Origin of the sequence: Marinobacter panjinensis (genome assembly GCF_005298175.1) — a bacterium.
Lineage (GTDB): Bacteria > Pseudomonadota > Gammaproteobacteria > Pseudomonadales > Oleiphilaceae > Marinobacter > Marinobacter panjinensis.
The window spans coordinates 1,408,094-1,432,464 of sequence record NZ_SZYH01000001.1; the positions used below are offsets into that span (position 1 = coordinate 1,408,094).

Annotated in this window: 24 protein-coding genes; 7 read left to right on the forward strand and 17 right to left on the reverse strand. The window is 59.0% G+C overall.

The features are described 5' to 3' along the window. Positions 1-14: 14 nt before the first annotated feature. The 4 genes from FDP08_RS06355 to bioB are packed head-to-tail and all read right to left on the reverse strand — an operon-like array spanning position 15 to position 3,858. Positions 15-845 carry a methyltransferase domain-containing protein gene (locus tag FDP08_RS06355; protein ID WP_137435151.1) on the reverse strand — a complete coding sequence of 277 codons (831 nt, stop codon included), beginning with the start codon at positions 843-845 and terminating at the stop codon, positions 15-17. Next, entirely contained in the window at positions 833-1,585 is a 753-nt protein-coding gene (locus tag FDP08_RS06360) for an alpha/beta fold hydrolase (protein ID WP_137435152.1), read from the reverse strand. The genes FDP08_RS06355 and FDP08_RS06360 overlap by 13 nt, the downstream gene beginning before the upstream one ends. Beyond that, positions 1,582-2,760: an 8-amino-7-oxononanoate synthase gene (bioF, locus tag FDP08_RS06365; protein WP_137435153.1), complete on the reverse strand. Its 1,179-nt coding sequence runs from the start codon at positions 2,758-2,760 to the stop codon at positions 1,582-1,584. The genes FDP08_RS06360 and bioF overlap by 4 nt, the downstream gene beginning before the upstream one ends. Before the next feature lie 27 nt (positions 2,761-2,787). Beyond that, positions 2,788-3,858, reverse strand: a complete 1,071-nt coding sequence (gene bioB, locus FDP08_RS06370) for a biotin synthase BioB (protein ID WP_137435154.1) — start codon at positions 3,856-3,858, stop codon at positions 2,788-2,790. 40 nt (positions 3,859-3,898) lie between these two features. Between bioB and FDP08_RS06375 the strand changes: the two genes are divergently transcribed. Continuing rightward, positions 3,899-4,687 (forward strand): ComFC family protein, encoded by a 789-nt coding sequence (locus FDP08_RS06375; RefSeq protein ID WP_228263246.1) that lies wholly within the window; start codon positions 3,899-3,901, stop codon positions 4,685-4,687. Positions 4,688-4,696: 9 nt separating this feature from the next. Here the strand turns inward: FDP08_RS06375 and FDP08_RS06380 are convergent, their stop codons facing one another. Continuing rightward, on the reverse strand, positions 4,697-5,812 hold the full coding sequence (locus FDP08_RS06380; protein ID WP_137435155.1) for an NAD(P)/FAD-dependent oxidoreductase: 1,116 nt from the start codon (positions 5,810-5,812) through the stop codon (positions 4,697-4,699). A 112-nt stretch (positions 5,813-5,924) separates the two neighbouring features. Here FDP08_RS06380 and FDP08_RS06385 point away from each other — a divergent pair, with 112 nt between their 5' ends. From FDP08_RS06385 to cmoB, 5 genes are read left to right on the forward strand one after another with little or no spacing between them, the layout of a single operon-like run. Next, on the forward strand, positions 5,925-6,347 hold the full coding sequence (locus FDP08_RS06385; RefSeq protein ID WP_137435156.1) for a hypothetical protein: 423 nt from the start codon (positions 5,925-5,927) through the stop codon (positions 6,345-6,347). 9 nt (positions 6,348-6,356) lie between these two features. Next, positions 6,357-7,358, forward strand: a complete 1,002-nt coding sequence (locus tag FDP08_RS06390) for a serine/threonine protein kinase (protein WP_137435157.1) — start codon at positions 6,357-6,359, stop codon at positions 7,356-7,358. A gap of 33 nt (positions 7,359-7,391) precedes the next feature. Then, complete coding sequence (locus FDP08_RS06395; protein WP_137435158.1) at positions 7,392-7,763, forward strand: PA3694 family proteiin; 372 nt, start codon at positions 7,392-7,394, stop codon at positions 7,761-7,763. Beyond that, a complete protein-coding gene (gene cmoA / locus FDP08_RS06400) occupies positions 7,756-8,511 on the forward strand; it encodes a carboxy-S-adenosyl-L-methionine synthase CmoA (protein WP_137435159.1) in 756 nt (251 codons plus the stop codon). The genes FDP08_RS06395 and cmoA overlap by 8 nt, the downstream gene beginning before the upstream one ends. An 11-nt stretch (positions 8,512-8,522) precedes the next feature. After that, positions 8,523-9,518, forward strand: coding sequence for a tRNA 5-methoxyuridine(34)/uridine 5-oxyacetic acid(34) synthase CmoB (gene cmoB / locus FDP08_RS06405; RefSeq protein WP_137435160.1), 996 nt, complete (start codon positions 8,523-8,525; stop codon positions 9,516-9,518). A 25-nt stretch (positions 9,519-9,543) separates the two neighbouring features. Here cmoB and FDP08_RS06410 read toward each other — a convergent pair whose 3' ends face one another. The 11 genes from FDP08_RS06410 to FDP08_RS06460 form a co-directional block, all read right to left on the reverse strand. Then, positions 9,544-10,839, reverse strand: a complete 1,296-nt coding sequence (locus FDP08_RS06410) for an adenylosuccinate synthase (RefSeq protein ID WP_137435161.1) — start codon at positions 10,837-10,839, stop codon at positions 9,544-9,546. Between the two features lie 97 nt (positions 10,840-10,936). Continuing rightward, positions 10,937-12,118, reverse strand: coding sequence for an ATP phosphoribosyltransferase regulatory subunit (locus FDP08_RS06415; RefSeq protein ID WP_137435162.1), 1,182 nt, complete (start codon positions 12,116-12,118; stop codon positions 10,937-10,939). A 183-nt stretch (positions 12,119-12,301) separates the two neighbouring features. After that, the gene (gene hflC / locus FDP08_RS06420; RefSeq protein ID WP_137437244.1) at positions 12,302-13,177 is read right to left on the reverse strand and encodes a protease modulator HflC; all 876 of its coding nucleotides are present in this window, start codon (positions 13,175-13,177) and stop codon (positions 12,302-12,304) included. 2 nt (positions 13,178-13,179) lie between these two features. Continuing rightward, complete coding sequence (gene hflK, locus FDP08_RS06425; RefSeq protein WP_137435163.1) at positions 13,180-14,379, reverse strand: FtsH protease activity modulator HflK; 1,200 nt, start codon at positions 14,377-14,379, stop codon at positions 13,180-13,182. A 78-nt stretch (positions 14,380-14,457) separates the two neighbouring features. Then, the gene (gene hflX / locus FDP08_RS06430) at positions 14,458-15,756 is read right to left on the reverse strand and encodes a ribosome rescue GTPase HflX (protein WP_137435164.1); all 1,299 of its coding nucleotides are present in this window, start codon (positions 15,754-15,756) and stop codon (positions 14,458-14,460) included. A 143-nt stretch (positions 15,757-15,899) separates the two neighbouring features. Beyond that, complete coding sequence (hfq, locus tag FDP08_RS06435) at positions 15,900-16,148, reverse strand: RNA chaperone Hfq (RefSeq protein ID WP_007154829.1); 249 nt, start codon at positions 16,146-16,148, stop codon at positions 15,900-15,902. Between the two features lie 40 nt (positions 16,149-16,188). Continuing rightward, positions 16,189-17,232: a tRNA (adenosine(37)-N6)-dimethylallyltransferase MiaA gene (gene miaA / locus FDP08_RS06440; RefSeq protein ID WP_137435165.1), complete on the reverse strand. Its 1,044-nt coding sequence runs from the start codon at positions 17,230-17,232 to the stop codon at positions 16,189-16,191. A gap of 7 nt (positions 17,233-17,239) precedes the next feature. Then, the gene (gene mutL, locus FDP08_RS06445) at positions 17,240-19,147 is read right to left on the reverse strand and encodes a DNA mismatch repair endonuclease MutL (RefSeq protein WP_137435166.1); all 1,908 of its coding nucleotides are present in this window, start codon (positions 19,145-19,147) and stop codon (positions 17,240-17,242) included. A 19-nt stretch (positions 19,148-19,166) separates the two neighbouring features. After that, positions 19,167-20,483: an N-acetylmuramoyl-L-alanine amidase gene (locus FDP08_RS06450; protein WP_137437245.1), complete on the reverse strand. Its 1,317-nt coding sequence runs from the start codon at positions 20,481-20,483 to the stop codon at positions 19,167-19,169. A 73-nt stretch (positions 20,484-20,556) separates the two neighbouring features. Further along, positions 20,557-21,063: a tRNA (adenosine(37)-N6)-threonylcarbamoyltransferase complex ATPase subunit type 1 TsaE gene (gene tsaE, locus FDP08_RS06455; protein ID WP_137435167.1), complete on the reverse strand. Its 507-nt coding sequence runs from the start codon at positions 21,061-21,063 to the stop codon at positions 20,557-20,559. Further along, a complete protein-coding gene (locus tag FDP08_RS06460) occupies positions 21,063-22,649 on the reverse strand; it encodes an NAD(P)H-hydrate dehydratase (protein ID WP_137435168.1) in 1,587 nt (528 codons plus the stop codon). The genes tsaE and FDP08_RS06460 overlap by 1 nt, the downstream gene beginning before the upstream one ends. A 119-nt stretch (positions 22,650-22,768) precedes the next feature. Here FDP08_RS06460 and queG point away from each other — a divergent pair, with 119 nt between their 5' ends. Then, a complete protein-coding gene (gene queG, locus FDP08_RS06465) occupies positions 22,769-23,833 on the forward strand; it encodes a tRNA epoxyqueuosine(34) reductase QueG (protein ID WP_137435169.1) in 1,065 nt (354 codons plus the stop codon). Here queG and orn read toward each other — a convergent pair. Next, on the reverse strand, positions 23,828-24,370 hold the full coding sequence (gene orn / locus FDP08_RS06470) for an oligoribonuclease (RefSeq protein WP_137435170.1): 543 nt from the start codon (positions 24,368-24,370) through the stop codon (positions 23,828-23,830). The two genes, queG and orn, sit on opposite strands and share 6 nt — an antisense overlap. Between the last annotated feature and the right edge of the window lies 1 nt (position 24,371).

Genomic DNA, 24,371 nt, shown 5'->3' on the forward strand with positions numbered 1-24,371 from the left:
TGAGAACTCCCGTATCAATAAGGCAGGCGGCAAGTTAGCCATGCTGCCTTGTAAGTGGCGTAAACCTGGCCATCACTCCCTTTCGGGTAATGGTGGCACATGGCCCGTAAACGGCCTGGCGCTGTGGCATGACGGCGACGGGACGAGCCTTTGAAACCGGCCCCGATCGCTTTCAGCTCTGCCAACAGGGCCAGCGGCGAAGGATAATCCAGAGTGATGGATTCGGTGGAGATCCGGGGCTCTGGCAACACCTCAAGGGCCTGGCTGCGAAAAGCGGCTTCGCTCTCGAATCGATTCACGTGCTCGTGTTCGGGATCAGCCCGGTACCAGGCGATTCTTAACTCATCCAGAGTACCGTCCAACAAGGTCGAGATGAACAATCGCCCCCCCGGTCGCAAAACCCGGCGGCATTCAGCCAGGACGCCGGAGGAATCACTGCACCACTGGATCATCAGGTTGCTGAACACAAGGTCCAAGCTATTGTCTTCCAGTGGCAGGGACTCGGCATCTGCAACCAGCCAGTGAGTTCCGGGAGCCCCGGCGGCCCGCGCATAGTCCAGCATGCCCGGCGACAGATCGGCGCCGGTTACCGAGCTTTCAGGCCCGCCGACCATCTCCGCCAGCTGCCCGGTAAACCAGCCGGTGCCACACCCCAGGTCCAGTACCTGGCAACCGGCGCCGGCCTCCGGCAGGCAACCCTGCTCCAGGAGCTGATCAACCATGACCTGGCCCATGTAGCGCTGTAGCCGGGCAGCCGGGTTGTAGGTTTTCGATGCGGCGCCGAAATCCCGGGCAATGGCTGTTTTCGCAGGTGTCCGTGAGGAGGCTGCTGTCAGACCTGCCATAAATCCCCCTTACCGAACACGAACCGGCGGATCTCATCACGGCACAACGTAAGCGCTTGCCCCCGGGGCCAGTGGCTCATTCCCGCTACGGTTACCACCTCGGAGCGTTCAGCCGGCACAAGGCTACCCGCCCACGAGCGGACGACAGCATCACGCTCCGCCTGAAGGTGGAGCGCCGGCACCCTGATTTGCCGCCACAGGGCGACCTGATCTTCCATTTCCAGCCACTCCAGGCCGCGAACCAGTTTGTCTGGGCTCACCGGAGTTCCATGCTTCAGCCACGGCAGAAGGTCCTTGCGAGCCTGCCGGTAATCATCACAACCATGTATCAACAGCTGCTGGAAACGCCGCCACGCCTGACCGGACTCGTCCGCAACAGCTGCCCTGAACGTTTCAAAAGTGTCAGCTGCCATTCCCACCGGCCAATCCGGGGCAGCGACGAAGCGGGGGAAACCCGCAAGGGTAATCACCCTGGACACCGGCAAATCACCTTGCGACGCTGCCGCCATGGCCACCTGCGCACCCTGGGACCAGCCTGCCCACACCGAGGGGCACGGATAACGATCCAACAGGTACCTAGCGACATCTGCGACAGTCTCACATCGGTCCATTATGGTATCGGTAAGCGACACCAGGTGGATTTCACCCGGCCAATTGTCGAACAGGGGCAGGAGCATGGCCGCATCGACGCCCCATCCGCCGACAACCACCAGCGGGATTTGGTGAACGACCTGATTCATACGACCTCGGCAGACGGCCGTTTTAACAGTGGGCGACACTCCGCCAGTGCGGTCAGCAGCTTTTCCAGATCCGCTATTGAATGGGCCGCACTGAACGTCACCCGCAAACGGGCCTCACCATCCGGAACCGTAGGCGGCCTGATGGCTGTCACCATCAGGCCTTTCTGTTCCAGAGCCTGGCTCAGGGCAAGCGCGGACCAGTTGTCGCCAACCATGATCGGCTGTATCGGAGTGCGGGACGGCATCAGTTCATAGCCCAGCGCAGAGGCGCCCAGGCGGAAGGCACGTATCAGCGCCCGCAGATGACTGCGGCGGCTATCCTCCTTCTCGATCAGATCAAGACTGGCGCAGGTCGCCAGAGCAATGGCCGGGGGCATGGCTGTTGTGTAGATATAGGTGCGGGCCTTCTGCACCAGATAATCCATCAGCAGTTTCGGGCCCGCCACGAAGGCTCCGCTGGTGCCGACTGCCTTGCCGAGGGTCCCGATCAGTATTGGTACATCCTCTTCCGATAACCCCAGCTCTGCAATACTGCCCCGTCCCTGGGGGCCAAGCACACCCACGCCATGGGCATCATCCACCACCAATAGTGCATCGTGCGCTCTGCACAAAGCCGCAAGCTCCTTCAGGGGCGCGATGTCTCCGTCCATGCTGAACACGCCGTCTGTCACCACCAGCTTGTGACCACCGGTGGTGGCCAGCATATCCGCCAGTGCTTCCATATCTCCGTGAGGATAACGTCGAACCCTTGCACGGCTGAGGATACAGCCATCAATGATCGAGGCATGGTTAAGGCGATCTGAAAAGATGGTGTCGCCACGGCCGGCCAATGCGGATATCACACCCATATTGGCCATGTAGCCGGTGGAGAAGAACAACGCCGAGCTGCGACCGGTAAACGCCGCCAGACGGATTTCCAGTTGGTGGTGCCCGTCGTGATGACCACAGATCAGGTGGGACGCCGCCCCACCCAGACCGGTGTGAGGCATGGCATCGATAGCGGCTCGGATAATGTCAGGGTGGCTGGCAAGCCCCAGATAGTCGTTACTGCAGAAAGACAACAGCGGTACACCGTCAGAAACCAGTTCGGGTTGCTGGGGCCCACTGATCAGCCGGCGGGTGCGGTAAAGCCCCGCCTGTTTCCGTCTCTCAAGCTCGGCCGCAAAATCACGCATGATCCGCTCTCCCCGACGGTTACCTGTTTACGCGGATTCGCGGGTGGCGTCGTAGAACATGTGGCGGGTCTGCTCGTATTCCACGGCCTCGGTGATGGCTTCTTCCGCTTCCTGTTCCGAGCAGGCCTGCTCCCGCTCTTCAGGACGAATACCCAGACGGTTAAACAGCTCACGGTCCGCATCGGCCTCGGGATTTGAGGTAGTCAGCAGCTTCTCGCCATAGAAAATCGAATTGGCGCCCGCCAGGAAACACAGGGACTGCATCTGCTCATTCATGTTCTCCCGGCCCGCAGACAGACGCACGTGGGAGGCCGGCATCATGATGCGGGCAACCGCAATGGTGCGAATAAAGTCGAACGGGTCCAGGTCTTCCACATCTTCCATCGGCGTACCCGGCACCTTCACCAGCATGTTTACCGGCACACTTTCCGGATGATGAGGCAGATTTGCCAGTTGCACCAGCAGGCCCACCCGGTCATCCGGGTCTTCTCCCATGCCGACTATGCCGCCGCAACAGACTTTCATACCGGCATTGCGAACATTTTCCAGGGTATCCAGCCGATCCTGGTAAGTGCGGGTGGTAATGATGTGGCTGTAGTACTTCTCGGATGTATCGAGGTTGTGGTTGTAGTAATCCAGCCCGGCACTGGCCAGCTCATCCGCCTGCTCCTGTTGCAGCATGCCAAGGGTCATACAGGTTTCCAGGCCCAAGGATTTCACCTGGCGCACCATGTCCACCACGTAGCCCATATCCTTCTTCGAAGGGCTGCGCCAGGCTGCACCCATGCAGAAGCGGGAGGCGCCTTTTGCCTTGGCTGCCTTCGCTTCGGCAACCACTTTTTCGATCTCCAGAAGCTTTTCCTTTTCCAGACCGGTGTTGTAATGGCCGCTCTGTGGGCAGTACTTGCAGTCCTCCGGACAGGCACCGGTCTTGATCGACAGCAGCGTGCTGATCTGAACCTCGTTGGGGTCAAAATGCTCACGGTGGACGCTCTGGGCACGGAACACCAGATCGTTGAACGGAAGCTCGAACAGTGCGCGGGCTTCCTGCATGGTCCAGTCGTGGCGGGGTGTGGTGGAGAGCGCGGTGGCAGTCATGATTCAGTCCTGTTAACTTTACCGGGAATCTGGTTTACGGATGAAACAGATGATAAAGGGACTGAGATCGCTGTCAACCTTGTTAACACCAAAGGTTAACAGCAAAGAATGGATTCACGGCTCTGTACGAGATCTTCGAGGCCTTCTGCCTTCCGGTGGCGGACAGTGTGTCGCGTGCCTGTCGCCTGATGCCCACTTCGGACTTTGCGCTCCCTGCCGCCAGGACTTGCCCGCCAATCGCTGGCATTGCCGCTGCTGCGCCCTGCCCCTGGCATTCGCCGGCGATCAGACACTCTGCGGCCAGTGCCTGCAGGATTTACCACCGTTCAGTCGTGTGATAGCACCCTGGCGGTACCGCTTCCCCGTCGACAGCATGATCCAGCGCTACAAATATAACGGCCAGCGTGTGTTTGCCCGTCCGCTGATCCATGACTTTACAGACCATCTGGTGTCGATTCTGGATGCCAGTCCGGAGCACAGGCCGGATTTGCTGGTAGCCAGCCCGATGCACCCGGCCCGTCGTCGCAAGCGGGGATTCAACCAGGCAGCGGATATTGCCGAGCAGATCAGCAAGCGGTCAGGCATACCCTGGACCACCGATCTCGTCACCCGTAATCGTCGAACCCGGCCCCAGCGGGGCCTGAACCGGGAAGAACGGCAGGCCAACCTGCGGGGCATTTACCGGGTTGCGTCCACTCCGCCTTCAAGTATTGCCATTGTTGATGATGTCGTGACCACTGGCGCCACCGCACGGAGCCTGACGGAAGCCTTGCTGGCAGCTGGCGCGGCGGATGTTCAGGTGTGGGCACTGGCAAGGACCCCGGGGTAGCCGGAAAAGTCACTCGCCCAATTTTTCAGCCACCTCTTCGGCAATCGCCAGGCATGCTGTCAAACCGGGAGACTCAATGCCAAACAGGTGCACCAGTCCGGGAACACCATGGTCTGTCTCACCATCGATACGGAAATCCGCAAACCCGCCATCCGGCCCGGTCAGTTTGGGGCGGATGCCGGCATAGGCAGGTTGCAGACGGCTTTCATCCAGGTCCGGCCACCATTGCTGAACACTGTCAGCAAACGCTCGCACCCGGCCCGGATCTACCGAGAAATCCACCTGCTCTATCCACTCCACATCCGGCCCGAACCGAGCCTGGCCGGCGAGATCCAGAGTCAGGTGAACGCCCAGGCCGCCCGGCTCTGGCACCGGATAGATGAGGGACCTGAAGGGATGTCGACCGGAGTAGCTGAAATAAACCCCGCGCGCCAGCCACTGTTGCGGCACCATTGCCTCAGGGACGCCTTCCCAGCGGGACGCCAGCGCAACCGCATCGAGGCCCGCGGAGTTCACCACACGCCGGGCAACCAGCTCGCACGGCGCCTGACCGCCTACCCGCAGGCAGTGTTGGCCGCCACTGATGACAGCACGCTCCACCGGTGCGTGACAGACAAGCTGACCGCCAAGGTCCTCAAGGTCTCCCAGCAACGCCAGCATCACCCCATGACTATCCACAATACCGGTCTCCGGAGAATACAGCGCCTCATCGGCAACGGCCCCTGGCAGCTCCGCCTGCAACACGTCGCGGCCCACCCTTTGCAGTACAACACCGTTGCGCTCGGCCTGCCGGGCTATACTAACGAGCTTGTCCTGTTGCACCTGGCCCCGGGCGACAATCCACTTGCCGGTTTTACGGTGTCCGATGTGGCGCTGACGGCAGAAGTCATAGAGCAAATGTCGGCCCCGAACGCACAATCTCGCCTTGACGGAGTCCTCAGGATAATAGATGCCGGCATGGATAACCTCACTGTTACGGGATGACAGTCCCTCACCGAAGTGCCCATTGGCTTCCAGTACCAGCACCTCGTTACCCTGCATCGCCAGTTGCCTGGCGACGGCAAGGCCGACAATGCCGGCGCCGATCACGACCGTATCTGCCTGGAGTATTTCCCTGTCCGTCATCGGAATTCAACTTTCCTTTGCCTGTCTGTGGGAGTTTGCCCTATTCGCGTTACTGTAGCGGCCCTGAAACGTTATACTTGCCCCAGAAAAAAGCGCACGGAGCAGGTAAACGATGTCTGACAGGAAGCAGTTTATAATTGTAATGATGGTCGCGGCCATATTTGTCGGCTGGCTTGGCTGGCGCGGCTTTGAGGTTATCAGCCTCAACCAGGCCCTGAAGGCTGACAACATGGTGGCCAACTACCCCTACCAGCACCGGGTGTTGAGGGTGGAGGGAAGCACCGCCATCATGAGTTCCCTGCGCTCGCACGAGACATCGACCCACGAAGCTCTGAGCACTATTTTTCCCAGCATGCGCAATCTGGGCGACAACCACCGGGACTGGCAGCGGGCAGAACGTGAACTGGCCCAGGTTCAGGCCAGGGCCGGTGATATCGTTCTCAGCGCCAGCGGTGTAGACCGGGTTCGCTGGGAGCTGGACGAAAACTGGTACCACCTTGCCCAGATGCAGGCCCAACAAAGTTCGAGGCGCTAACGCTTATTTATGACCGAGATCTCGAGCCATCCCTACGACAATCTAAAACCAGACAAGATCCTGGATGCCATGGAGGATGCGGGGTTCATCGTTAATGGCCGGCTGTTTGCCCTGAACAGCTATGAAAACCGTGTTTACCAGATCGGTATTGAAGACAAGCCACCGGTGATTACCAAGTTCTACCGCCCAGGACGCTGGAGCGAAGCCCAGATCCGCGAAGAGCATGAGTTTACCGCGCAACTGCTGGCCGCCGACATTCCCGTGGTAGCGCCCATGGTGATGCCGTCCGGTGATACCCTTGGCCGCTGCGATGACTTCCTATTCGCCGTTTTCCCCCAGCGGGGCGGACAGGCCCCGGATACCAGTGTCACCGACACTCTCTATCGCCTTGGCCAGTGGCTGGGGCAGTTGCACAATATCGGTGATACCGCCAGCTTCACCCACCGACCCGTTATGTCCGTACTCTCCGGCATTGAGAAGAGCAACCGGTTTCTGACGGACAACCGTTGGGTACCCGATGACCTTCGCCCGGCCTGGGATTCGCTGATTCCCGACCTGGTGGACCATTGCGCCCGCCGCATCGACGACGCCGGTGAGGTTCATTCCCTGCGACTGCACGGCGACTGCCATGGCGGCAATATCCTTTGTCGTGAAGAGCAGATGCTGTTTGTGGACCTGGACGATTGCCGCACCGGACCCGCCATCCAGGATCTCTGGCTGTTGCTGAACGGAGACGATATCGAGCGCGGTCAGCAGTTTGGCGAATTGCTGGAAGGCTATGAGATGTTCCGGGAGTTCAATCGCCGGGAGCGTCACCTGATCGAACCCCTGCGCTGTTACCGGCAGATATCCCACTGCACCTGGCTGGCCAAGCGCTGGGACGATCCCGCCTTCCCGCGTTTCTTCCCCTGGTTCGCCCAGCCCCGTTTCTGGTCCGACCAGATCCTGTCGCTACGGGAACAACTCGCGGCACTGCAAGCCCCTTCCATTAATGTTCCCGGCCAGTACTGAGGCCGGCAAAACCGACAGACCGGAGAATTCCCGATGAGCCAGAGTGAGGCCAGATTCACGGTACGCAGCCTGATTGCGACAGCTATTGGCACCATTATCGCGACCGTCATCGTGCTGGAGGCCAGCGGCAAGATTGATCACTCGGACAATAAGGATCATGTGCCGGTGGGTGAATTTGAGGCAATTCACATCACACCCGGGGAAGACTTCCGCATGTCGCCCAAGTCTTCGGAGCTTCACGCCGTCTGTGAACAGGGTTATCTGGCCATTGCCGCTGATGTGGACCCTGACTTCCGCGGCATTCTCGTCGATTACAAGAACCGGGGTGTCCGCTGCAGCCGTAGGCCCGCTCCGGTGCACAGCCAGCCCGTCCAGGAAGGGCAGGAGCCGGCGAACAATGAGTGACAGCAACAAAAAACCGGGGCAAGCACTGGACCGGCTGTTTGCCAGCGAGCGTGAAACCGAAGATTTCCGTTTCGATACGTCGGTAGCGCGGGTATTCCCGGACATGATCCGCCGCTCCGTGCCAGGCTATACCACCATAATTCCGATGATCGAAGTCATTACCGAGCAATACGCCCGCCCCGGCAGCCACTGTTTTGACCTGGGCTGTTCCCTGGGCGCCTCCACCCTGGCGATGCGCCACGGTATTGGTGACCGGGATTGCACCCTGACGGGCGTGGACAACTCTGCCGCCATGATCGAACGCTGTGAACACTACATTGCTCTGGATGACCATCCCTTGCCCGTGTCCCTGCGCTGCGAAGATATTCTGGACACTTTTATCGACAAGGCTTCGGTCACCACCCTGAATTTCACCCTGCAGTTCGTAGCGCCGGAAAGCCGCGGAGAACTGATGAAACGCATTGCCGATGCCACCCTGCCCGGAGGCGTGCTGATCCTCTCCGAGAAAATCCGCTTTGAATCCGAGGCGGAACAGGCGATACAGACGCAATTGCATCACGAGTTCAAGCGGGCCAACGGCTACTCCGACCTGGAGATCAGCCAGAAGCGGTCCGCCCTGGAGCAGGTGCTGATTCCCGAAACGCTGGCGGAGCACCGGCAACGGCTGACGGAGGCGGGTTTCGATCGGGTACTGGTGTGGTATCAGTGCTTCAATTTTGTGTCCATGCTCGCCATCAAATCGCCCTGAACGGAGCTTTCATGACGACTTTCGACTGGAAGGGGTGCTTTGCCTCACTGTTTGATGACCTCGACAGCCGCGGGCTCGCACACTGGCGAACCCTGCTACAGCAGCAACTTCACAAACGCTTTGATGAAAACCCTCACGGCGATATCGCACGCTGGATGCGGGCGCTGGATACATTGCCAGAGATTTCCGCGGTGCAGGCGGACCTCAACCGCTCAGCCATTACCCTGAGCACGGAGCAGCCGCTGCCCACAGATACCACCGCACAGCTCGAACAGGGGCTGCGTGGGCTCATGCCGTGGCGCAAGGGCCCATTCGATGTCTTTGGCACCTATATCGATACCGAGTGGCGTTCCGACTGGAAATGGGACCGGGTATCGCCCTACCTGTCGGACCTGAGCGGCCGCCAGATACTGGATGTGGGGTGTGGTTCCGGCTATCACTGCTGGCGAATGCTGGGAGAAGGTGCCGGGCGGGTCATCGGTATAGATCCCGGGCTCCTGTTCCTGTTCCAGTTTCTGGGCGTCAAACAGTACGTGGGGCCGGAGCAGCGCATCGACCTGCTGCCCATCCGCATGGAGGACCTGCCGGCAAAACTGGAGGCTTTCGATACCACCTTTTCGATGGGCGTGCTCTATCACCGACGCTCACCGCTGGACCACTTGCTGGAACTGAAAGACACCCTTCGCCCGGGCGGCGAACTGGTGTTGGAAACACTGATTGCGGATGGACCGGAGGGCTATAGCCTGATGCCCGAGGACCGCTACGGCCAGATGCGGAATGTGTGGTTCCTGCCCAGCTGCGATACGCTGCTGCGATGGCTGGACCGGACCGGTTTTCGCAATGCCCGCGTGGTGGACGTGACAGAAACCACCACCGAAGAGCAGCGCAGTACGGACTGGATGCGCTTCCAGTCACTACAGGACTTCCTGGACCCGGAGGACCCGACGAAAACTATTGAGGGCTATCCGGGACCGAAAAGGGCGACGGTTATCGCGGACAAGCCCTGAAGCCACCCGCGACAACCCTCACGGCTTACTCGCCGAAGGGATGGCGGAGTATGATGGTTTCGACTCGGTCAGGGCCGGTGGAGATAATATCGATGGGCGCCTCGATCTGCTCTTCCAGGAACCGGATATAGGCCTTGGCGTTCTCCGGCAACTGGTCCAGGCCGGTCAGCCCTACCGTGCTCTCCTTCCAGCCTGGCAGCTCGGCAAATAACGGCTCGATATCTTTGTAGGTGTCACACCCGATGGGTGGACGAGTGATTTCACCCTTGGGTGTCTTGTAGCCGATACATACCTTCACGGTATCCATGCCATCCAGCACGTCCAGCTTGGTCAGGCAGATGCCCGATACGCTGTTGATCTGGATGGCATGGCGCAGCGCGACGGCGTCAAACCAGCCACAACGACGTGAACGGCCAGTGGTGGTGCCGATTTCATTACCCTTTACAGCCAGATGCTGGCCCATGTCGTCAAACAGTTCGGTCGGGAACGGGCCGGATCCAACACGCGTGGTGTAGGCCTTGGTGATACCCAGTACATAATCCAGGAACAGCGGTCCGAAACCGGTTCCGGTCGCGGTACCGCCGGCTGTGGTGTTCGAGGATGTGACATACGGATAGGTACCCAGGTCTATATCCAGTAGTGAGCCCTGGGCGCCCTCGAACAGGATGTGTTCACCGCGCTTGCGCAAATCATGGAGGATATCCGTCACATCGGCGGACATCGGCAGAATTTCCTCGCCCATGGACATCAGCTCGGCAAACGCCTGGTCAATGTCTTCCGGCTCTTCCCGGAAATACTCGGTCAGCACGAAATTGTGGTAGGACACGATTTCCTGCAGCTTCTCTTTGAAGCTTTGCGGATCGCACAGGTCGCCAACGCGAACCCCTCGACGGGAAACCTTGTCTTCATAAGCCGGACCAATGCCGCGGCCGGTAGTGCCGATCTTGTCGACACCTCGCGCACGCTCCCTGGCCTGATCAATTCGAACGTGGGTCTTGAGGATGATGGGGCAGGCGAGGCTGATCTTGAGCCGGTCACGCACAGCAACACCGTTGCCCTCGAGTTCCCGGACTTCCTTCAGCAGCGCTTCCGGAGAGAGAACCACGCCGTTACCAATCAGGCACTGGACATTTTTGCGCAGGATACCGGAAGGGATCAGGTGAAGGGCTGTTTTCTTGCCTTCAATAACCAGTGTGTGACCGGCATTGTGCCCGCCCTGAAAACGCACCACGGCAGCGACCTTATCGGTCAGCAGGTCAACAATCTTGCCTTTTCCTTCGTCACCCCATTGGGTGCCCAGTACTACAACGTTTTTACCCATGACTCTCTCTCAGTGCGGTTTCACCGGTCGACGGAATATCCGCAGGTTTACCTGTAAATGAGTGGCTCGGTACCCTTTGGCATCAGCCCAGTTGGTATCAGCCCAGCTGCTCTACGACCCACTGGCCGTCACGCTTTACCAGAACCCGGTCGCAATTGCGGGACCGCGGATCAACGCCTTCGTCCTCAGGCAAGGCCCTGACAACGGTTTCAGTCATTCGCAACCCGGAGATAACGCCGCCAAGGGCGGGATCCTGCTCTGCCGGGGCCCAGATTGCTTTGCCTGCTGGCCGGATACGCTGTCCCAGGGAGACCAGGGCGCGGATGTCCAGGCTGAACCCGGTGGCCGGGCGTGCGCGGCCAAAATCACTGCCGATAGAATCATACCGGCCACCTTTGGCGACCGCATCGCCGTGGCCGGGCACATAAGCCGCAAAGACCAGGCCCGTGTGGTAGTTGTAGCCGCGAAGTTCACAGAAATCGAAACCGAAGCTCACCTCCGGGTAGTTGGCGGCCAGCATCTCCGCCACCCGCTCCAATTGTTCGAGGGCCTGAACAAGCGGCTTTGGTGCACCTTCAAGAATGCGCCTGGCCTCGGCAAGTGCCTCTCGCCCACCACTGACCCGTGCCAGTTCCCTGAGCATGCTTCCGGCGGAACCCGGCGCACAATCGCCCAACAGTTCGTCCAGCTCAGGTACCGATTTCCGCGCCATGGCATCGAAGATGGCCGCCCCGGTATCACGGTCAAATCCAGCTTCGCCTACCAGAGACTCGTAGATCGCTACATGGGCCAGATCCAGGTGGATCCGCGGCAGGCCGGAGAGCCGCAGGGTTTCCAGCATCAGGCTGATCACTTCCATGTCTGCCGATTCAGAAGCACTGCCAAACAGTTCGCAGCCGGCCTGGATGGGCGTGCGGCCAGTCAACATATGGCGCGGTCGGGTGTGCAGGACGTGGCCGGCGTAACAGAGTCGGGTAATCCCCTCCTGGCCCAGGGTATGGGCATCAATACGCGCTGCCTGGGGCGTCATGTCTGCCCGCAGCCCCATCATCCGCCCGGTAAGCTGGTCAGTGAGCTTGAAGGTCTGGAGTTCCAGATCGTGTCCGGTGCCGGTAAACAGCGATTCCAGGTATTCGATCAGCGGCGGGATAACCAGCTGGTAGCCCCAGTGCTGGCAGGTATCCATTACGTCCCGGCGCAGGGATTCAATCTGTCCAGCCAGTGGCGGAAGGATATCTTCCACGCCATCCGGCAGTAGCCAGCGGTCAGATACTGTCATGAGATTCGGTTGTCCGTTCTGCCCCATAGCGAAAACTGCGGCCACGGGATTGCACAGGATTTAGGGCGATGTCCGGGGAAAGATAAAAACCCGAACCAAAACCGGCAGAATTTTACACTGTTGGCAGGCACAAAAAAACCGGAATACCGAGGTATTCCGGTTTTGTCGTCACCGCAACGTTAATCAGCGGCTTCCCTGTGGATCCTTCAGGTACCTGAGGAACTCACTGTCAGTGTCGATAACCATGATGTCGTCTTCGTTCGCAAACGTGTTCTGATAGGCTTCAAGGCTGCGATAGAAGCTATAGAACTCGCTGTCTGAACCATAGGCATCGGCATAGATCTGGGCTGCCTGGGCATCACCTTCACCACGCATTTCTTCTGCCTTGGCAAACGCCTCAGCCAGAACGATCGTGCGTTGACGATCCGCATCGGCGCGGATGCCTTCGGCGAGCTCGCGACCGCGGGAGCGGAATTCCTGCGCCAGCTTCTCACGCTCAGTGGCCATACGACGATAAACGTTCTGACTCACCTGCCCCGGAAACTCGATGGCCTTGACGCGGATATCCACCACCCGAATACCGAATTCGTTCTGCGCCGTTTCGTTGACGCGCTCCGTCAGCGCTATCATCAATTCATCACGCTGACCGGAAACCACCTCAACCATGGTGCGCACACCGAATTCATCACGCAGCCCGTTGTCCACCCGGGACATCAGAAGTTCAGACGCACGGTATTCGTCGCCACCGGTGGCCCGATAGAACTGATCCACATCGCGGATTTTCCAGGCAATGTAGGAGTCCACATCCAGTGGCTTTTTCTCGATGGTCAGGTACTGACGCGACGGCAAGTCAGTGGTCAGCAGCCGGACATCGAATTCCCGCACCTGATCGATCACCGGCACCTTGAAGTGAAGGCCCGCCTCGATGTCCGTTTGGATCAACTCACCGAACCGAAGCAACACTCCACGATGGGTCTCCGGAATAATGTACACGCTGGATAGCGCTACAAGCACGACGATCAGGGCGCCTGCAAGGCCCGCAATGCTTTTGGGTCCCATCATTATCTACTCCTCCGAACGCCACTGTCTTGCCTGCCACGCAGTTCCTGCACAACCTGATCCGACAGGGTCTGGATATCGATATTGCTGCTGCCAGAGCCGGAATTATCCTGACTGTCGGAACCTGTGCCCGCCCTGTTGGTCAGCCTGTCCAGGGGCAGAAACATCATGTTGTCGCTGCTTTGCGTGTCCACCAGCACCTTGCTGGTTCTCGACAGAACACCTTCAAGGGCCTGGATGTACATGCGCTCACGGGTAACCTCCGGAGCTGTCTCGTACACACCGAGTACCGCCAGGAAGCGCGAGGTTTCACCACGGGCGCGCTCGATCACCTCCTCCTTGTAGGCCGAGGCCTCTTCAGTCAGGCGCTGGGCCCGGCCACGAGCTTCAGGAACTACTTTATTGCGGTAGGTTTCCGCCTCTTCTTTCAACTGCTGCTCATCTTCACGGGCACGCTGAACCTCCCGGAACGCGTCCTGCACCGCATCGGGTGGCTGGGTGCTCTCGACGTTGACACGGACGATTGACAACCCGGTACCATACTCTTCCAGGAAGGTCTGAAGACGCTGTTCAACGCGAACAGCCAGCTCAGCACGCCCCTCTGTCAACACATCGTCCAGGGTCGAGCTGCCAACTTCATGGCGCAGTGCGCTGTCGGTCGCAAATGCCAGCGCTTGATTGGAATCGCGGACGTTGAGCACGTAGGCCCTGGCATCACCAACACGATATTGAACCTGCAGATCCACCGACACGAGATTCTCGTCCTGGGTCAACATCTGCCCGGTGGATTCCGTGTTTCGTACACTGGTCACCCTCACCAGGTTGACGTTGTCGATCAACGGAACCTTGAAACGCAGACCGGGGGGCTCAGTGCGACTGAACTCACCGAAGCGCAGCACAACCGCCCGTTCCTGCTCATTCACGGTGTAGAAGGACTGAAATACAACGTATCCAACAAAAATGATGGCTGCCAGGGCAAGGATCGCTCCAATACCGCCGGCACTGGAGCCTCCACCGGAGGAAGGTCCACCGTTGCCTCCGGATTTGTTGCCCTTGCCACCCAGCAGCTTGTTAAGCTTGTCGAGGCCTTTTTTCAACGCCTCGTCGAGGTCTGGTGGACCCTGATCATTGCCGCCACGACCGCCACCGGTTCCCCAGGGGTCATTGTCATTGCGGTTTCCACCCGGTTCATTCCAGGCCATAGTTTTCTCCGTTTCAAGCGTGTCGAATGGCTGCAAATACTAGGGATTTATAAGCGCCCCGGCAATAGCACAGCCTGTCTATGTACGTTGCTCGTCAAGCTTTACGTCTTTTTCCCGAACGTCAGCCCGGCTCAGTAACTGTAACCAGTCCCGGTACTGAAGGCGCACTTCGATGATCGAGTTGCCGTCATCCCGGTGATTCTCGCTGAGCACGGACCCAGCCTGGTGCAAAAGCGCCCGCAGCTTGCCATCAGCCGGGCCCAGCACCAGAAATTGGTGAATCACATCTTCAGCGAGCCGTTCCACAATGGTATCGAACAGTCCATCGAGGCCTGCTCCGGTAACCGCTGAGACCCAGACCCGCACCGGTATGCCATCTTCGTTACGTTCAATTCGCGGCTCGAAGTTGTCCAGCAAATCAATCTTGTTGAATACCTGCAGTACAGGAATTTCGTCCGCCCCGATTTCCGTCAACACCTCTTCCACCTGCTCCATGTTCTCTTCGCGCCGACTGTCATGGCAGTCGATGATATGCAGAAGAATGGATGCTTCCGTGGTCTCTTCCAGAGTGGCGCGGAAGGCTTCAACCAGTTTGTGGGGCAAATGACGGATAAACCCCACGGTATCGGCCATTACGACCGGCCCGATATCCGGAAGTTCCAGCCGCCTGAGTGTCGGGTCAAGGGTAGCAAACAGCTGATCTGCCGCATATACGGTGGAGGTGGTGATGCGGTTGAACAGCGTAGACTTTCCGGCGTTGGTATAACCCACCAGCGATACCGTCGGGATATCTGCGCGCTTGCGGGCCCGGCGGCCCTGATTGCGTTGCTTGCGAACCTTTTCCAGCCGGCGGTGGATGGACTTGATCCGCTCTCGCAGCAGTCGCCTGTCGGTTTCCAACTGGGTTTCACCCGGGCCGCGCAGGCCGATACCGCCCTTTTGCCGCTCAAGGTGGGTCCAGCCCCGGATCAGGCGGGTGGACATATGCTCCAACTGGGCCAGCTCTACCTGTAGCTTGCCCTCATGGGTGCGGGCACGCTGGGCAAATATATCCAGAATCACACCGGTGCGGTCAAGTACCCGGCACTGCAGCTCCCGCTCAATATTGCGTTCCTGACTGGGGCTCAGGGCATGATTGAACAGAACCACGTCGGCTTCGTTCGCGGCCACCGCATCACGGATCTCTTCCAGTTTGCCCTTGCCTACAAACAGCCTCGGGCTGGGTTGTTTCCGGGAGCCGGTAACAACACCAACGGGTTCAACCCCCGCGGACCAGACCAGTTCGCGAAATTCGCCCAGATCCTCGGACTCTTCATCGGAAGAAAACTCAATGTGAACGAGAATCGCCCGCTCACCAACCTTGGGACGCTCAAACAAGTAGCAAAAACTCCGGATCAGTCAGGTTATAACAGTCAATACACCCGGCAACAAAGCCGGGCACAAAACAAACACCCGCGGCCCTCCAGGCCAGTTCAGGCCCATAGGGAGCGCGGGTGGTAATACCGGCATTACCGGGTAAATCAGTCCTCAGATTCTTCCCCACCTGGCGCCTGTGGCGGGATACGAACATTCCGCGCAGGGACCACTGTGGAAATGGCGTGCTTATAGACCATCTGGCTGACAGTGTTTTTCAGCAAAATCACGAACTGGTCGAAAGACTCAATCTGGCCCTGAAGCTTGATGCCATTGACCAGAAAGATGGAAACCGGAATGCGCTCCTTGCGTAATGCATTGAGGTAAGGGTCTTGTAGAGAGTGCCCTTTTGACATGTGTTTTCTCCTGTTTATAAGTAAAGGCAGATCGTCATTATCAAGGTTTAAATGTGGTGCGAAATTCAATAATTTTCAAGGCAGTGTCTGACATAAGTTTGTCGCCACTGTCCAGCCAGTCCAAATCGGACCACTTTCGCAACCAGGTCAGCTGTCGCTTGGCGAGCTGCCGTGTAGCGGCAGAGCCTTTTTCCACCATGGTGCTGTAGTCGCTATCACCCGCCAGATGGGACCAGGCCTGTCGATAGCCGACACAACGCATGGAAGGCAGGCCGGGATGCAGATCGCCTCTGGCCATCAGCGCCCTGACCTCTTCGAGAAAACCGGCTCTCAGCATTGCCTGAAAACGCAGGTTGATTCTTTCATGGAGTACCCGCCTGTCAGCAGGGGCCATCGCAAGCTGCACCACAGTATACGGAAGAGTCGGCGTTTCGTCTGCCTGCCATTGGGTAAAATAGGTGTAATCCTCAACACCGCCCCTGTTGTTATCGCCGCTGGCGAGTTGGCTGCCGGGCTTCTTCTCCCATAGTGAGGAAATCGGGCGCCCGGTCAGGCGAATCACTTCAAGGGCCCGGACCAGTCGTTGCCGGTTATTCTGGTGAATGAGTCTGGCTGCCACCGGGTCCCGCTCTTCCAGTTCGCGATGCAGGGCACCCCACCCTTTTTCCAGCGCCTCCTGCTCCAGGACCTGCCGAATGCCTGGATCAGCGGAGGGCAGATCAGACATGCCGTGAAGCAAGGCCTTGAAATACATCATGGTGCCGCCCACCAACAGCGGGATCCGGCCGGCTGACGTAATTTCGGCCATTTCACGCAGGGCGTCACGGCGAAAATCCGCAGCAGAATAGGTGTCTGCCGGATCACAGATATCAATCAACCGGTGAGGGGCCCGGGCGAGCTCCTCTGCTGAAGGTTTGGCGGTACCGATATCCATGCCCCGGTATATCATCGCCGAATCAACACTGACGATATCGCAGGGCAGGCGACGGCAAAGCTCAATTGCCAGATCGGTCTTGCCGGAGGCGGTAGGGCCCATCAGGCATATGGCGGGGGGCCTGGCGCCATCAACAGTGAATGCCGTCATGGAAACGTTAACGCCCCCGCAGGAACAGCTTGTCCAGCTCGGACAGCGTGACCACGGTCCAGGTAGGCCGGCCATGGTTGCACTGGCCACTTCGCTCCGTGGCCTCCATGTCTCGCAACAAGGTGTTCATTTCGGGGATGGTCAACTGCCTGTTTGCTCTTACCGAACCATGGCAGGCCATGGTGCCGAGCAGTTCGTGGGTGACGGCTTCGACACGGTCGCTTTCGCCATTCTCAATCAGGTCCGACAGCACATCCCGCACCAGTTGCTCGGTGTCAGCACCCCGCAACAGGGCCGGAACCTGGCGAACGGCCAGGGTTTCCGGACCAATCCGCTCAACTCTGAGCCCCAGCTGCAAAAGCTCCTCTCCATGGGTTTCCGCCAGCGCTGCCTCCTTCTGGCTGACTGCCAGTGACACCGGCACCAGAAGTGGCTGACTCTTGAGGTCCTGGGCTTCCAGTGCCCGCTTCATGCGTTCGTAAGTGATGCGCTCGTGAGCCGCGTGCATATCAACCACAATCATGCCCTGGCGGCTCTGGGCGAGGATATATATGCCATGCAGTTGAGCAATGGCGTAACCCAGCGGCGGTTCATCGGCACTGCTCTGTGGTGGCGTAGGCGACGCTACCGCCAGTTCGCCGGTATCAGCCATGGCAGGCTGGCCATTCACACCACCACCCTGATTGAGGGACTGATAGAACGCCATCTGGTCGCGGGCCTGCCACTCATGCTGCGGTGGCCGCTGGCTACCGGAAAAACCGGCAGGCTGCTGCCCGGGTGCTCCTGCAAACGGATCAGTAGCTGGCCGAGGGTTCACGTCGGACATGGCAACCTGGGTGCCATAACCACCTGAAACCCCGCCAGATTCGCGCCCATGGGACTCGGCCACGGCGCCCCTCAGATGATCGTCCGGCCGCACATCTGCCAATGCCTTGTGAAGGGTGCGGAAGATGAAATCATGAACCAGGCGTCCGTCGCGGAAACGCACCTCGTGCTTGGTGGGGTGAACATTCACGTCCACGTTGGCAGGGTCCACTTCCAGGTACAGTACGAAGGCCGGGTGCCGGTTGTTATAGAGCACATCCCGGTATGCCTGACGGACCGCATGAGCCACCAGCCGATCGCGGATAACCCGCCCGTTGACGAAAAAGTACTGGAGGTCCGCCTGGCTGCGGGAAAAGGTAGGCAGCGCTACCCAGCCCCAGAGTTTCAGCCCCGTGGCCTCGGCATCAATCACCACGGCATTGTCGATGAACTGCTGCCCACACAGGGAACCGATCCGACGCTCACGGTCCAGGGGATTTTCCGCTGGCCGCAGGCTCTGGACCACCCGCTGGTTATGGCGGAGCGTGAAACCGGTATCAAAACGGCTCAGGGCCTGACGCCGGACGCACTCGTCCACATGATTGAATTCGGTTTTTTCGGTACGGAGAAACTTTCTGCGGGCCGGCGTATTAAAAAACAGGTCCCGGACTTCCACCGTCGTTCCCACAGGGTGGGCGGCCGGCGAGATGCTGGCATCCATATCGCGCCCTTCCACCTCCACCCTGGAGGCCGCCTCCTGGCGTTCGGTGCGCGAGGTTAACGCCAGCCGGGAAACGGAACTGATGCTCGCCAGGGCCTCACCGCGAAAACCGAGGGACGCAACGGCTTCAAGATCATCCAGGTTCTCGATCTTGCTGGTTGCGTGCCGGCTGAGGGCCAGAGGAAGATCGACTTCGTCGATACCGCTGCCGTCGTCACGAACCCGGATGAGCTTGACACCACCCTGCTCGATCTCGATATCAACCCGGCGAGCGCCGGCGTCGAGCGCGTTTTCTACCAGTTCCTTGACGACCGAAGCCGGGCGCTCAACCACCTCGCCGGCAGCAATCTGGTTTGCCAGGCGCGGAGTCAGTAATCGAATGGAGGGCATGCTACCGGGATACCTCGTTTCAGGATGCGGGAATACGAATGGTTTGCCCTACCATAACACGGTCATCATTGAGGCCGTTATACTGCATCAGTTCGCTGACGCTTGTCTGATTCTCCTTCGCGAGCCCCGAGAGTGTATCCCCCCTGCGGATGCGATACTGGCTGACACTTCCTGCGCCCTGACTGTTCTGTTTCTGCCACGCCAACAAGGTACCCGGGGGCGGTGTTTTCTGGAAATAGTCATCGATACCTTCGAAAACCGCTCTGGAGAGCTTTTCGCGATACCAGGAACTGGACAGGTTCTGCTCTTCCTTGGGGTTCGATATGAACCCGGCCTCAACAAGGATCGACGGAATATCCGGCGACTTCAGCACGGCAAATGCAGCTTGCTCAACGCCCTTCTTGTGGAGCTTGGCCACACTGCCAAGCCTGCCAAGGATGGAGCTACCCACACCAAGACTGGAATTGATGCTGGCCGTCATAGAAAGATCCAGCAGAACACCCGCCAGCATCTCGTCACGACCATCCAGCGAAACGCCACCAGCCCCACCAATCAGGTCCGACCGGTTTTCGCTTTTCGCCAGCCAACGGGCCGTTTCACTGGTGGCGCCCCGTTGCGACAGCGCAAACACCGAGGCGCCCCTTGGCTGCGGCGTACGGAACGCATCTGCGTGAACGGAAACAAACAGATCCGCATTGTGCTTTCGGGCAAGCAACGTGCGACTGCGGAGGTCGATGTAGTAGTCGCCGTTACGAGTAAGCCTGGCAGTATACCCGGGCTTGGCCTCTATCAGGTCTGCCAGGGTTTTGGCCATTTTCAGCACCACGTCTTTCTCGCGTGTGCCGCGAGGGCCGATCGCGCCGGGATCTTCTCCACCATGGCCGGCGTCGACTACCACAATAATATCGCGCTTGCCGTTGCTGTTCTGGGAAATGGTCGGCTCCGCAGGCTTCCGGGCCTTCAGACCGCCCTCATCGATCAGATCCACCACCAGCCGGTGGCCATATTGCTGATTCGGCTCCAGCTCGAAACTCCGTGGCTTGATATCACTCTTGAGATCCAGAACTACCCGAAGGTCATTTCCGTTACGGGGAGCACTGCGAATCCGGCGAACCGGACTACCGGACAGATCAAGCTTGTCAAAATCGGTTTTGAGGCTGGCATTCTTGAGGTCAATGACCAGTCTCGACGGACCAGAGAGCGCAAATACCTTGTGATCAATCTTGCCGCCAACGTCCAGCACCAGTCGTGTATGGTCCGGCGCCGGCCAGATCCGGGCACTTTCCACACTGACGCCCGCCATCGCCGCCAGCGGAACCATCAATGACCACGCCATGCCCGCAGCAAGAAACCATCTGGAAAACGTTCTTATATTCATCATCCTGCACACCTGCACTGATCACACACGATTAATGTCCCTGCCCCGGGGGCCACTGAGCACCAATCCGGGCCAGCAAACTGCCGCCTCGGGTTGTTGGTGCTGAAACCTGGGCTCTGCGCCCATCACCGCTTTTACCCAAACGAACCAGCAGATCCGGTTCTGGGAGAATACCCTGGCCACGCCCGGGCCACTCGATAACGCACAGATTCTGACCCTGGAAATAATCCCGGATGCCCATGTATTCAAGCTCTTCCGGATCACCAAGCCGATAAAGGTCAAAGTGGTAGGCTGGCGGCGTCAAATGCTCATAGGGCTCAACGATGGTGTAGGTCGGGCTTTTGACGGCGCCTTCATGACCAAGGCCACGCATGATTCCCCGACTCAGGGTCGTCTTTCCCATACCGAGATCCCCTTCCAGGAACACCACTAATCCCTGGCCGCTCTCGCTGACCAGCCCGGCCAGAATCCTGCCCAGCTGTTCTGTATCCAGCTCATTTTTCAGGTAAAGCCTGAGCTCGTCCACTGCAACGTTCATTACTCTTCAGCCCTGCCGTCAGCCAGCCCGCGTACACCCTGCCTGCCCGCTGATTTTCGCTCTGACTCCATCAGCACCTGCGGCAGAGCCTCAATGACATCCATGGGCAGCAATCCCATGTAGCCCCGGGTTTCCGTAGCCCGGTTTGCCGCCGCCAGATGAAGGGCTGCGGCTGCCGAAGCGGAAAGATGAGGATCTTCAAGCTGCGCATACAGGCTTCCCAATATTCCGGAAAGCACATCTCCCATACCACCGGTTGCCATCCCGGGGTTACTACCACTGACAACATCAGGCACCCCTGACCCGGAAGCCACAACCGTACCTGCGCCCTTGAGCAGGACAACGCCGCCGAAAAGCTGATGAAGCTTCTCTGCAGCCCGTACCCGGTCGTTCTCGATGTCAGCTACCCCGCATTCAAGCAGACGCGCCGCTTCTCCGGGATGCGGAGTAAGAATATGGTTGTCCGCTGGCTGTGCAACCCGTGACGCCATCAGGTTCAAGGCATCGGCGTCCAGCACCCGGGGCTTGCCGCTGGCCACCACCTGCTGGAGCATCTGCTGCCCCCACGCACCCTGGCCAATACCGGGGCCGCAGACAATCACATCCGCAGCACTGATCAGCGGCGGCAATTCAGAACCGTGAATAAGCCCCTGAACCATGACTGACGGGCAACGAGCCAGAGCAGGCGCAACGTATTCCGGGCGGGTCGCCAGGGTAACCATGCCAGCGCCTGATCTGGATGCAGCCTCCGCTGCCATCAGGCCGGCACCACCAAAGCCACGGTCACCAGCAACAATCAACACATGCCCGAAACTCCCCTTGTGAGCAGCCCTCGGGCGCCGGGGTATCGCCTTACGAATACCGGCCCAGTCCACGCGACGGGCCAACGGGCGCTGTCCACTCTCGGTGGCCCAGTCATCCGTATCCAGAGATTCAAACGCAACATCCCCCGCGCACTCAGGGCCCTGGCCAGTAAACAGGCCGGCCTTGAGGCCAATAAACGTCACCGTTGCCGCCGCCCGGACCGCTTCCCCGGCCACGGTGCCGGTGGTGGCATTCAGTCCGGAAGGCAAATCAATTGCCAGTACTGGTGCCGCAGCCTGGTTGCACTGGCCAATCATGGAGGCAAAGGGCTCTCGTGGTGCCCCCGAAACGCCGGTGCCCAGCATGGCGTCGACAATCAGCCCGGCACTGACAAACTGCTCACTGATTTCGCTATCAGCAACGTCCGTCATTTCCCGCACATGAACCCCGTCCTCGACGGCTTTCTTCCATGCCTTGCGGGCGTCGCCGGACAGTTTTTCAGTGGGCGCGACAGCAAGACAGTCTACATTCAGACCATGACGAACGGCATTGGCAGCGACCAGATAACCGTCGCCACCATTGTTGCCAGCACCACACAACACCAGAATCCGACCCGGCTCCGGCCAGTAACGCACCAGTCGCCGAAATGCACTGGCTGCTGCAGCCTGCATCAGTTCAAATCCGTCAACCCCTTGCTGATCAATTACATAGCGATCGATTTCCCGCACTGCATCGGCGGAATAGAGGTCTTCTGGTAAGCTGTGTTCACCAGACAGGGGCATGAAAGTCCGCTCCCGTTACAGAATTCGGATTAAGAAAAACGGCCAGATACCTGTAAAGAGTAGCAAAACAGTGGGAAAGGTCATAACTTAATCAAATTAAACTTCGTTACTGGCATTCAATGACCGATCCAACCGACCGAAAACTGAACGATCTGCCCCGCCAGATCCGCGCCTGGGCCCTTGAACTGGGCTTCAGCGACGCCGGTATCACCCTGCCGGATACCGGCATCCACGGGGAGCGGCTGAAGAACTGGCTGCGTGAAGGTTTTCACGGCGACATGGCATACATGGCGGACCATGGCGACAAACGCTATACCCCCACCTCCCTGGTAGAGGGAACCCGTCGGGTTATTTCCGTTCGGCTGGATTACCTCCCGGCGCCCGACAACCCCGGCCGGGTGCTCACTAACCGGGAGAAAGCCTATATTACCCGTTATGCGGTCGGGCGCGACTACCACAAACTGATGCGAAAACGCCTGGCGACCCTGGCAAAGCAGATTGACGAGGCGGTGGCCGGTTATGACTACCGGGCCTTTGTGGACAGCGCCCCGGTCCTCGAACGCGCCCTTGCCCAGCGTGCCGGGCTTGGCTGGATCGGCAAGAACAACATGCTGATTCACCCGAAAGCCGGGTCGTTCTTCTTCCTCGGGGAAATCTTCACCAGCGCGCCGTTGCCGCTAGATGCGCCCTTCGAGAAAGAACACTGCGGCACCTGTGCAGCTTGCCTGGACATCTGCCCTACGGACGCCTTCGAAGGTCCCCATAAGCTGGACGCCCGCAAATGCATCAGCTATCTCACCATCGAGCAGAAAGGCAGTATCCCGGAACACCTGCGGGCAAAGATGGGCAACCGCGTCTTCGGTTGCGACGACTGTCAGCTGGTCTGCCCCTGGAACAAGTTCAGCAGGCCCTCGGCCGAGCCGGATTTCCAGCCCCGCCATGGCCTGGACAACAGCGAGCTTGCGACACTGTTCCTATGGACCGAAGAAGAATTTCTCAAACGCACCGAAGGCTCCGCCATACGCCGCACCGGCTACGAAGGGTGGCTGCGAAACCTGGCAGTGGGCCTGGGCAACGCCCCATCAACCATTCCGGTGATCGAGGCCCTGAAACAGAGAGCCAATCACCCGTCGGACATGGTCCGGGAACACGTGCAATGGGCCCTGGGCCGACACGGTTTATAATTTGAAGAAGTGTTCCCGGTAATGGCGCAGTTCGTCGATAGAGTCACGAATATCGTCCAGGGCCAGATGACTTCCCTTCTTTTTAACCCCCTTCAGCACATCCGGCCGCCAGCGCCGCGCCAGCTCCTTGATGGTGCTCACATCCAGGTTACGGTAGTGGAAAAAAGCTTCAAGCTCCGGCATATACTTCACCAGAAAGCGCCGGTCCTGGCCAATGCTGTTCCCGCAAAGGGGTGATTGGCCCGGCTCAAGATAACGCTGGAGGAATTCCAGGGTTTTCTGTTCAGCATCAATCTCGCTGAACTTGCTGTCCTTTACCCGCTTGGTCAGCCCACTCTCGCCATGAGTGCGGGTGCACCACTCATCCATGTCGTCAAGCAATTTATCCGACTGGTGCACAGCAATAACCGGCCCTTCTTCGATCGTGTTCAATTCAGAATCGGTAATGATGGTCGCTATCTCGATGATGCGCTCTTTTTCCGGATCCAGCCCCGTCATTTCCAGGTCAATCCAGACAAGATAATTAGCTTCTGGCATT

Coding starts and splice junctions, on each gene's coding strand:
- FDP08_RS06355 (WP_137435151.1), bottom strand. CDS start 845: ATGGCAGGTCTGACAGCAGCCTCCTCACGGACACCTGCGAAAACAGCC.
- FDP08_RS06360 (WP_137435152.1), bottom strand. CDS start 1,585: ATGAATCAGGTCGTTCACCAAATCCCGCTGGTGGTTGTCGGCGGATGG.
- bioF (WP_137435153.1), bottom strand. CDS start 2,760: ATGCGTGATTTTGCGGCCGAGCTTGAGAGACGGAAACAGGCGGGGCTT.
- bioB (WP_137435154.1), bottom strand. CDS start 3,858: ATGACTGCCACCGCGCTCTCCACCACACCCCGCCACGACTGGACCATG.
- FDP08_RS06375 (WP_228263246.1), top strand. CDS start 3,899: ATGAAACAGATGATAAAGGGACTGAGATCGCTGTCAACCTTGTTAACA.
- FDP08_RS06380 (WP_137435155.1), bottom strand. CDS start 5,812: ATGACGGACAGGGAAATACTCCAGGCAGATACGGTCGTGATCGGCGCC.
- FDP08_RS06385 (WP_137435156.1), top strand. CDS start 5,925: ATGTCTGACAGGAAGCAGTTTATAATTGTAATGATGGTCGCGGCCATA.
- FDP08_RS06390 (WP_137435157.1), top strand. CDS start 6,357: ATGACCGAGATCTCGAGCCATCCCTACGACAATCTAAAACCAGACAAG.
- FDP08_RS06395 (WP_137435158.1), top strand. CDS start 7,392: ATGAGCCAGAGTGAGGCCAGATTCACGGTACGCAGCCTGATTGCGACA.
- cmoA (WP_137435159.1), top strand. CDS start 7,756: ATGAGTGACAGCAACAAAAAACCGGGGCAAGCACTGGACCGGCTGTTT.
- cmoB (WP_137435160.1), top strand. CDS start 8,523: ATGACGACTTTCGACTGGAAGGGGTGCTTTGCCTCACTGTTTGATGAC.
- FDP08_RS06410 (WP_137435161.1), bottom strand. CDS start 10,839: ATGGGTAAAAACGTTGTAGTACTGGGCACCCAATGGGGTGACGAAGGA.
- FDP08_RS06415 (WP_137435162.1), bottom strand. CDS start 12,118: ATGACAGTATCTGACCGCTGGCTACTGCCGGATGGCGTGGAAGATATC.
- hflC (WP_137437244.1), bottom strand. CDS start 13,177: ATGGGACCCAAAAGCATTGCGGGCCTTGCAGGCGCCCTGATCGTCGTG.
- hflK (WP_137435163.1), bottom strand. CDS start 14,379: ATGGCCTGGAATGAACCGGGTGGAAACCGCAATGACAATGACCCCTGG.
- hfq (WP_007154829.1), bottom strand. CDS start 16,148: ATGTCAAAAGGGCACTCTCTACAAGACCCTTACCTCAATGCATTACGC.
- miaA (WP_137435165.1), bottom strand. CDS start 17,232: ATGACGGCATTCACTGTTGATGGCGCCAGGCCCCCCGCCATATGCCTG.
- mutL (WP_137435166.1), bottom strand. CDS start 19,147: ATGCCCTCCATTCGATTACTGACTCCGCGCCTGGCAAACCAGATTGCT.
- FDP08_RS06450 (WP_137437245.1), bottom strand. CDS start 20,483: ATGGCGTGGTCATTGATGGTTCCGCTGGCGGCGATGGCGGGCGTCAGT.
- tsaE (WP_137435167.1), bottom strand. CDS start 21,063: ATGAACGTTGCAGTGGACGAGCTCAGGCTTTACCTGAAAAATGAGCTG.
- FDP08_RS06460 (WP_137435168.1), bottom strand. CDS start 22,649: ATGCCCCTGTCTGGTGAACACAGCTTACCAGAAGACCTCTATTCCGCC.
- queG (WP_137435169.1), top strand. CDS start 22,769: ATGACCGATCCAACCGACCGAAAACTGAACGATCTGCCCCGCCAGATC.
- orn (WP_137435170.1), bottom strand. CDS start 24,370: ATGCCAGAAGCTAATTATCTTGTCTGGATTGACCTGGAAATGACGGGG.